General features: G+C 55.7%; 8 protein-coding genes. 6 read left to right on the forward strand and 2 right to left on the reverse strand.

Annotated elements, in window-relative coordinates:
• Positions 1-398 (forward strand): hypothetical protein (locus VI895_10360; protein HLG20199.1); only part of this gene is annotated, 398 nt, incomplete at its 5' end.
• Positions 399-407: 9 nt separating this feature from the next.
• Here the strand turns inward: VI895_10360 and VI895_10365 are convergent.
• On the reverse strand, positions 408-803 hold the full coding sequence (locus VI895_10365) for a type II toxin-antitoxin system VapC family toxin (GenBank protein HLG20200.1): 396 nt from the start codon (positions 801-803) through the stop codon (positions 408-410).
• 314 nt (positions 804-1,117) lie between these two features.
• On the opposite strand from VI895_10365, the gene nadC reads away from it, so the two are divergent.
• From nadC to VI895_10385, 4 genes are all read left to right on the forward strand, one after another.
• Positions 1,118-1,945, forward strand: coding sequence for a carboxylating nicotinate-nucleotide diphosphorylase (gene nadC / locus VI895_10370; GenBank protein ID HLG20201.1), 828 nt, complete (start codon positions 1,118-1,120; stop codon positions 1,943-1,945).
• On the forward strand, positions 1,942-3,507 hold the full coding sequence (gene nadB / locus VI895_10375; protein HLG20202.1) for an L-aspartate oxidase: 1,566 nt from the start codon (positions 1,942-1,944) through the stop codon (positions 3,505-3,507). Before nadC ends, nadB begins: the two co-directional genes overlap by 4 nt.
• Positions 3,508-3,568: 61 nt before the next feature.
• Positions 3,569-4,894: an inositol-3-phosphate synthase gene (locus VI895_10380; protein HLG20203.1), complete on the forward strand. Its 1,326-nt coding sequence runs from the start codon at positions 3,569-3,571 to the stop codon at positions 4,892-4,894.
• Positions 4,875-5,795 carry a hypothetical protein gene (locus VI895_10385; protein HLG20204.1) on the forward strand — a complete coding sequence of 307 codons (921 nt, stop codon included), beginning with the start codon at positions 4,875-4,877 and terminating at the stop codon, positions 5,793-5,795. The genes VI895_10380 and VI895_10385 overlap by 20 nt, the downstream gene beginning before the upstream one ends.
• Here VI895_10385 and VI895_10390 read toward each other — a convergent pair whose 3' ends face one another.
• The gene (locus tag VI895_10390) at positions 5,796-6,797 is read right to left on the reverse strand and encodes a hypothetical protein (protein HLG20205.1); all 1,002 of its coding nucleotides are present in this window, start codon (positions 6,795-6,797) and stop codon (positions 5,796-5,798) included.
• 90 nt (positions 6,798-6,887) lie between these two features.
• Between VI895_10390 and VI895_10395 the strand changes: the two genes are divergently transcribed.
• Positions 6,888-8,856: polysaccharide deacetylase family protein (locus tag VI895_10395; GenBank protein HLG20206.1), on the forward strand; the 1,969-nt coding region annotated here is incomplete at its 3' end.

Below are 8,856 nucleotides of genomic sequence, written 5' to 3' on the forward strand. Positions count from 1 at the left end.
AGATCATCCGGATCGGCGACAAAATCACCGTCGGCGAACACACACTTTTTGTGGTGCCCGCGGCCCGCGAAGCCAAGACCGCCGTGCGTGAGGATCAATTGGATCAAGCGGAAGAGGAGGAGTGGCGGGAAGCGCAGACCGTAAGCCTAAGCAGCGATGAACTCCAAAAGATTCATCTTGCGAAGATGAAGGCCAAGTCCGAGGAACAGAAAAACATCCTGACGGCGCCGAGATCCAAAGCGCCGCAATTGACGTGCGTTTTGCAGGTGGGGGACAAAAAGCTCGAAAAAACCGTGACGTTCGAATCCGGAAAGAAATTGGCGGCCAAAGGGACCAACGCACTTGAAATTCGCCTGACACTGGGCGAATGGGTGTTTGAAAAGAAGGTTACGTTGTAGCGGTTTACGCTACCATTCTTCCAGGCGAAGGCCGGGCACACGAAAAAAATCAGCTTGGTCCCGTGTGATCAAGACGTTTTCGGAAGCCATGGCGATCGCCGCAATCATCATGTCGTTCGCGCCGATTCGTCGACCTTCTCGTTCCAAATGCGCCCGGAGGATTCCATATTGCTCGGCAGCTGCGTCATCAAAGGGGAGGGAGGAAAACGGAGCGAAAAAGGCACGGAGGCGGCGCAAGTTCTCCTCGACTTTGGCGCTGTGACGGGCTCCAAAGATGAGTTCAGCTTTCACAACGCTGCACAGTGAAACCTCTTCAGGGGATAGAGCCAAAAGTCGGTCGCGAACCTTTCGGTCCGTACCATTCAAATACGCAATACAAATGTTGGTATCGAGAAGGCAGGTCACAAGTCGGATACACGTTCCGGTGGTGGGTCGTTCGGTACGGTGAGTTTCCCCGTCCAACTTCCGTAGAGATTCGAAAAACCTTTTGGCCAGCGATTCGGTCGAAAAGCCCACCGCGCCAGGTCAGCAATATACTTGGACAAACTCTTACGTTGTTGTTTGGCCTCGGTTTTCAACCGCTGGGCCAAAGGATCCGGGAGATAAATCGTGATTTGGGCCACATATATATACTATATGTGGATATAAGTTCGTCAAGTGGCGTCGCCGACCGTTCTTGACGGGGAGGCGGTGCGGCGAATAGGGTTCCGCCCGTTACTATGTTTACCGACGATATTATCCGCCGCGCGTTGGAAGAGGACATCGGATCCGGAGATGTCACGACCGATTCGGTGGTTTCCGCCGAACTTCGGGGGCACGGCCGAATTATGGCCAAAGAAACGCTGGTTGTGGCCGGATTGGGCGTGGCCGGAGGCGTCTTTCTGACGGCCGATCCCCATAGCCGATTCAAACAAACGGTTTCGGATGGAGACCTCGTTCAGTCGGGGACCGTGATTCTCGAAGTGGACGGGACCTACCGATCCCTTCTGAAAGCGGAGCGAGTGGCTCTCAATTTTCTTCAACGCTTGTGCGGGATCGCCACGTTGACACGTACTTACGTTGAATCGACGAAAGGGACGAAAACGAAGATTCTCGATACGCGCAAGACGGTGCCGCTACTCCGCCATCTCGATAAGTATGCGGTCCGAATGGGGGGCGGAGTGAATCATCGACTCGGCCTGTATGATGCGATTCTCGTCAAAGACAATCACATTGCCGCCTGCAAAGGTTCGGTGGCGGAAGCGACGGCCAAAGCAAAAACGCGCTTTCCCGGCAAGCCGGTCACTGTTGAAATCGCGAAATCCGATGATGTGGAGCCCGCGATCGAAGCCGGAGCCACCCGCTTACTTTTGGATAATATGTCGGATGCCGACGTGGATAAGTGCGTGAAAATGATTCGGGGCCGCACTGAAATCGAAGTTTCGGGCGGCGTAACGCTGGAGCGTGTGGCGAAACTGTCTAAACTCGGTGTGGATTATATATCCGTCGGCGCGCTGACGCACTCTCCCCGAGCCGTCGACATCAGTTTTGAAATCGAGCCGGCATGACGAACCATCGAATCGAGACCGATTGTCTGATTATCGGAACCGGGATGGCCGGTTGCACGGCGGCGCTGGAGCTCGCCGACATGGGAATCCGCGTCACGATGATCACGCGGGCGGAGAAGCCGGCCGACACCGCAAGCTCAATGGCGCAGGGCGGAATCATGTTCCACGCCGAGGGAGACAATCCAGCCCAACTGAAAAAGGAGATCGAACAGGCCGGGGCCGGAATCTGCAACCCCGCGGCGGTAGAATTAATAGCCACCGAGGGGCCGGCCTGGGTCGAAAAGATCCTGATGAAACATCTTCAGGTTCCGTTCGATCGGAACGACGACGGCTCGCTGAGTTTGACGGGAGAGGCGGCGCACGGACTCCATCGAATTCTGCACTGCGGGGATCAAACCGGCGCGCAGATCGAAAGGGCGTTTCTTCAAGAGATATCCGGGAAGAAGACCGTCACAATATTAACCGAGCATACCGCCGTGGATCTGTTGACGCTTTCCCACCATTCGCTCGATCCCCGGGACATTTATAAGAGCCCCCGATGCGTCGGGGCTTACGTGCTCGACCGACGGAAAAGCGAAGTGATCACGATCCTCGCCAAGGAAACCATTTTGGCGACCGGCGGACTGGGACAGCTTTATCTTCACACGACGAATCCGGCCGGCGCGCGAGGAGACGGTCTGGCGATGGCCTATCGGACCGGCGCCCGGATCATGAACTTGGAGTACGTGCAGTTTCATCCGACGGCGCTTTACCGCGAGACGCCGGAACGATTTTTGATTTCCGAAGCCTTGCGGGGGGAGGGGGCACGTCTCATCAACCGAGCGGGGGCAGAATTTATGAAACGATACGACGATCGAGGGGCGTTAGCTCCCCGCGACATCGTCGCGCGAGCCATTCACGATGAAATGCTCCGTGAAGGTTCCGAGTGGGTTTATTTGGATATCTCCCACAAACCGGCGGATTGGATTAAGAAGAGATTCCCCTCAATTTATAAAGCCTGCCTGGCGAGCGGTATCGACATGACGCAGAAACCGGTTCCGGTGGTTCCGGCCGCCCATTATTCGTGCGGTGGCGTGGCGGTCGATCTGGACGGAAATACGACGATTCAAAATCTCAAAGCCATCGGCGAGGTCGCCTGCTCCGGAGTGCATGGAGGGAATCGCCTGGCCAGCACGTCGCTTCTCGAGGATCTGGTCTGGGGAGTTCGGGCCGCGCAGAATGTGCAACGGAGGATGAACTCGGGTCGGTACGATTTTCCGGACATTCGCCTGTGGGAGCCAGAAATGGAAGCGGTGGATCGGGATCTTTTGACTCAGGATTGGATGACGATCAAGCACACGATGTGGAACTATGTCGGCCTCGTTCGCACGCCAAAACGGCTTGAGCGGGCGCAGAGAATCCTGCGGGACCTGGCCGACGAGATTGAAAAATTCTACGGCGATTCGGCGCTCTCGGACGAGCTGATCGGACTTCGAAACGGCGCCACGGTGGCCCAGCTCATTTTGACGGCTGCGCGTCGAAACCATTCTTCCATCGGATGCCACTATTTAAGGTCCGACTAGACCTGCAGGCGCTTTTCCGATATAAGCGTGCGGCTTTTTTAGGTTTTTCCGAGGTGTACCCATGAGCACGACCCAAGAGAAAGTCAACGTATCTCCCGCCGACGGAAAGCTCGGTGTTTTAATTCCGGGTTTAGGCGCGGTTTCGACCACCTTTATTATCGGCGTGAAAGCGATCCTTCGAGGTTTAGGTGAACCGATCGGTTCGCTTACGCAGATGGCGACGATTCGATTGGGGAAAAGGACGGACAAACGGAGTCCGTTAATTAAGGATTTTGTCCCTCTTACGAAGCTTCAAGACCTGGAGTTCGGCGCCTGGGACATCTTTGACGAAAATTGCTACGACGTTGCCGTTCGCTCCAACGTCATTTTTAAGCAGTTGGTGGAACAGGTGAAGGACGACATCGCCTCGATCAAGCCGTGGAAAGCCGTGTTCGATCCCGCGTACGTTTCGCGCCTCAAGGGAACGTACGTCAAGACCGGAAAGACCAAATACGATCTTGCCCGCCAAGTGATGGACGACATCGCACGGTTCAAGGAGGAAAAACGGGTTTCCCGCATAGTCATGATTTGGTGCGGATCTACGGAAGCGTATCTTCAGCCCAGCGCTGTGCACCAAACGATCGAAGCTTTTGAAAAGGGGCTGAAGAACAACGACCCGAACATTCCGCCCAGCATGATCTACGCGTACGCAGCTCTTCAGTCCGGCGTCCCTTATGCGAATGGAGCGCCCAACCTTACGGTCGATATTCCGGCCATGATCGAGTTGGCCAAGGAAAAGGGCGTTCCGGTATCCGGAAAAGATTACAAGACCGGACAGACGCTGATGAAAACGATCATCGCTCCCGGTTTGAAAGCGCGCATGATCGGAATCAACGGCTGGTTCTCCTCCAATATTCTCGGGAATCGGGACGGAGAAGTATTGGATGCGCCCGAGAATTTTAAGACGAAAGAAGAATCCAAACTTTCCGTTTTGGAATCGATCCTTCAGCCGCATCTTTATCCCTCGCTTTACGGTGATCTCTACCACAAGGTCCGGATCAACTATTATCCTCCGCGCGGGGACAACAAAGAGAGCTGGGACAATATCGATCTGACCGGCTGGCTCAATTACAAAATGCAGCTTAAGATCAACTTCCTGTGCAAGGACTCGATCTTGGCGGCGCCGATCGTTTTGGACTTGGTTTTGTTGATGGACTTCGCGAAGCGGTGCGGATTCAAAGGAATTCAGGAGTGGCTGTCATTCTATTACAAGAGCCCGATGGTGGCGGAAGGACTGTACCCCGAGCACGATCTTTTCATTCAGATGACGAAGCTCAAGAACACCCTCCGATACATCCAGGGCGAAGACTTGATTACGCACCTGGGCCGTGAATATTACGAAGCATAGACGGAGCTTTTATCGAGTTGCTGTTTGGGCCGCGGCTCTGGCTCTGTTTGCAACGGTTCCCCTTGGCGGCGCCGCCGAGAAACTGATTCCGAAAGACGCTCTCGTTTTGGAAACGGCGATTCCGGTTCGACAATTTCCGGATGCGAAAGGGAAGCCGCTGGCCAAGCTCCAACCCTGCGCCGAGATTTTGATCCTGGAGCGGACCTCGGGAAAAAAAGGAAGCTACGTCAAAGTCCTGTTTTTGAGCGACGACGCCCAAAAAGTACGAAGAGGGTGGATCCGGCGGGATAGCCCTTTATACATTTTTCCCGAGCCGCGGCCCGCGATGCCCCGGGCGGATGCGACGCCGGAAGTGGCCTTCCCTTGGAGCGAAAAATCGCCTCAGCCGGGCGACCCGGATTTCGCGCGAGTGACGAAAAAGTCGTTTCTCTTTGAGTGTCTCAAGCATCCCCATCCCGCGAAGAGTGCCGCAATTTTGACGCAGATTCTGGACCGTTATTCAAACGAACTGGCGCCGGAAGAAGTCGTTCTTATTCTGCCGCTTCTCGTGAACGCCCGAGAGGGGGATTACGCGCGAATTCGCGAGCTCTTGGCGCGATTCCGGGACAACCCGGAGGTGGCGAAGTTCCTGGCCGCCAATCCGATGTTTGGTCCCGTCATCGAGCCGGAAGTCAAAGCAGCCCCGGTTTTCACGCCGCCCCCCACGCCCACGCCCGAACTTCCGCCGACCAGTTTCATGAACATTCCTTACAAGATTCTCGGCATCGGCCTGGTGGGAATCGCCGCCGGCCTGACCCTCATCGCCTTGGTATTACGGAGTCGCAAAAAGAAAACTCCGCCTCCTCCTTTCGACGAACCGAAATTGGGCGACAACGATCCGACGTTCACGAATCCCGGTTGATCATCGTCGTAGTTCCGCTGAATTCCAAAGCCGTTCTTGAGCGGCATCCCCGGATACAAATCGTTCAGCTTCGCCGCGCAACCAAGCCGCTCTCCGGTCGTTCTTCGGGTTTCCTTGGGCCGCGACCTCGAACCAACGTTTAGCCACCGACTTTCGGTGATGAAGCAGCGCCAGGCGGCCCAAGGCGTAAGCGGGCATAACGTCGCGCGGAAACGTTTCGTGCCAGATGCGATACGCGGATTCCGCGGTAGTCAAATCTCCCAGTCCCTCAAGCAACGACCCTTCGAACTCCAATCGCCGAATTTCCGGACAATGGCGTTGAAAAATGTGAAGACCGCCTTTTCCCTCGACAATCTGGGCCAACATGACATCGCATTGAGCGGCCGCGGCTTCGTCAAACGTCAACGATCGTTGAACCGGCGTCGTTCCGATTGACGCCAAAAGAAATACAACAGCGAAGGCCGCGGGTACGCGAAAGCGAAGAGTTCCACATCGGTACAACATCCAAATAGCGATCCCGATGACACCGATCCATATCCAAAGGCCGACTAAGCCGAGCTCGGCAAAAAGATGCGCCGGCAGGGAAGGGGCGACTCCGAAATAAGCCGCCGCGTTTTTGAAAGGTTCCATGGGAAACCATCGCAAGACCTCTCGCTGCGCCGCCGCTTGATGCCACGTCCATTGGCCCCATCCCACGCCCGCAAGGTCACTCGAAGCGGCCATCTGAAATCCTTCGAAAATGCCTAGCAGGCGGCCCCAGGCGGACGGTCGAAAAAAACATCCGATCCCCAAAGCCGTGGCCGCAATGAACGAGAAAACACGTGATCGATGGTCGGCCACGAACAGACAGCCGATGAAACCGACTCCACCGACGCCGACCGTTCCCAAGAACATTCCTTGGGAAAGGCTTAGAACACCGAATATAAACGCTCGTCTCGGCCAAGCGACACTGGCCGCGGCCGCCAAAGACCCCAGGATCATGCTGATCAGTTCATTTTGCATTGAACTTAAGTTGCGTTCTATCCCGTTCGAGAAAGGTAAACAATCGTTCCATCTGCCGCAACGAATGGCGCTCCCGTACACTTGAACACTATGGTGTGCGGGAATCACCCCGACGCTCCGGCACGCCGTCGCTGTTACAGCTGCAAATTACCGATCTGCCCCAGCTGTCAACAAAAGGCCCATCATCATATCTTTTGCGGCCCGCGATGTGCGCAAGCGTTTGCGGAAAATAGAGAGCCCGTCGAACTGTCCACACAGTTGGAACAGCTCGACGCGAGCCTCAACGAAGACCTTCGTGAATACGGCGATATCGTCGCCGTAAACGTTCGCAACGATTTCGAAAAACTTGAAACGGAACTCGATCATGCGCTGACGGCTTTAGCCACGATGGTGGAAGGCTCCGCCGTGGCCGCCGCGGGGGACTTGAAGTCCGCGGCCGAGAATTTATCCACGTTGATTCAGCGTCTGGACCGTGCAGGGGACGAACGAACCCAGGGGTTGGCCGACCGAGATGCCAATCTTCAACAGATCTCCCTTGCGATCCGAAACGGTGTGCTCGAGCTTCGCGACCAAATCACCGAGATCCACGGGGCATATGAGACACGTTCCTCATCTCTCTTGCACCAGGTCGCCAGCTTACAAGGGCGAATCGACAACTTTTTTGAAAAAGTTCAGGGCATATCCGAGAGCCAAAAGTCACATTTCACCGACGAACTGAAACGACGGACGGGAGAATTGGCCGAAGCGCTCTCGACCTTCGGGAATCGTCTCGACCAGCAGAAGGACGAGGTGGAATCCGGCATTGAAAAGATCGAGAAAGTACTTGAAGGATCCTCATCCAATCATTTAAAAGATTTACATAAATTAGGGCTAAGAATCGACGAACAGGCCGAGCGCCAGCTGGGAGAAATTCAAAACGTCCATCGGGCGGTGGAAAAGACGCTGAGCAGCGTCGCGGAGGAGTTTCGCCGGAAGCTCAATCAAGAGTTGGTGAAAGTGGTCGACCAGACGGCGTCGCTTTTCGTCGCGCACAGGGGAAACTGGAACGACGTCGTCCAGGCCGCAACAACCGGTGCGAAGGAGCTGGGCGCGGAAGCCCGAGCCGACCTTCAACGCCGCCTTAAAGGAGAAATCGAAACCCTGACGCGCGAACAGTCGCGGGCCCTGGGATTGGTGATCTCGGACGTTCATCGGGAGCTGAAGGAGCGGGCGAGCGGTAAGACCCGGCCGGGGCCTTGGATGTACGGCGCAGCCGCCGCGCTGATCTTCGTCATGGGAAGCGTTGCGTGGACGTCTTTTCGTTACGGACGATCGGAAGGTCGGCAATTGGCGACGCATGAGCGGGTACTTGAAAAACTCGAAGCGCAGGATCAAAGCCTTCGAAAATGGGTCGAGGAAAAGCTCGCGTCGCTCCGTCCCAAGACGGTGGAGACACTAATCCCCTCGAGGGCGGCCGTTACCCGGGGCGATTTGGGTCGCCGCGAGGTCGCATTCACGTTCGATGCCGGATCGAACGCGCGCGTCGCCGGTGAAATTCTCGACGATCTGAAAGCGCGAAACATTCACTCGACGATGTTTCTGACGGGGCAATTCATTGCGGATTATCCGGACATCGTGAAACGAATTGCCGCCGAAGGACACGAGGCGGCGAATCATCTCCTGGTGCACGACCATTTGATTAACGCTAAGCAGCGCACATCGGCTTTGACCAAAGAAGCGTTTGCCGCCCAACTTGAGGAAGTTGAGCGACGGTATCAGGCCGTCGCCGGCACGCCCATGGCGCATCTGTGGCGGGCACCGTACGGCGAAATTAACGACGAGATCGTCGCCTGGGCGCGTTCCATCGGCTACACACATGTCGGCTGGACCCGATCGGGGAAAAAGAGCTTGGATACCCTCGATTGGGTAGCCGATCCGAAAAGCTCGCTTTATCGATCTTCGGAAGCGATCTATCGACAGATTTTAGATTTCGAACAGTCCGGTGAAGGAGGGCTGAACGGAGCCGTAATCTTAATGCATTTGGGAAGCGAGCGAACATTTGATTACCCCCACAAACAAT

This window comes from Bdellovibrionota bacterium (genome assembly GCA_035292885.1).
Lineage (GTDB): Bacteria > Bdellovibrionota_G > JALEGL01 > JALEGL01 > DATDPG01 > DATDPG01.

What these genes read in the sequence shown, in the direction of transcription:
- VI895_10390 (HLG20205.1), bottom strand. Translation starts at nt 6,797, where the DNA reads ATGCAAAATGAACTGATCAGCATGATCCTGGGGTCTTTGGCGGCCGCG.
- nadB (HLG20202.1), top strand. Translation starts at nt 1,942, where the DNA reads ATGACGAACCATCGAATCGAGACCGATTGTCTGATTATCGGAACCGGG.
- VI895_10380 (HLG20203.1), top strand. Translation starts at nt 3,569, where the DNA reads ATGAGCACGACCCAAGAGAAAGTCAACGTATCTCCCGCCGACGGAAAG.
- nadC (HLG20201.1), top strand. Translation starts at nt 1,118, where the DNA reads ATGTTTACCGACGATATTATCCGCCGCGCGTTGGAAGAGGACATCGGA.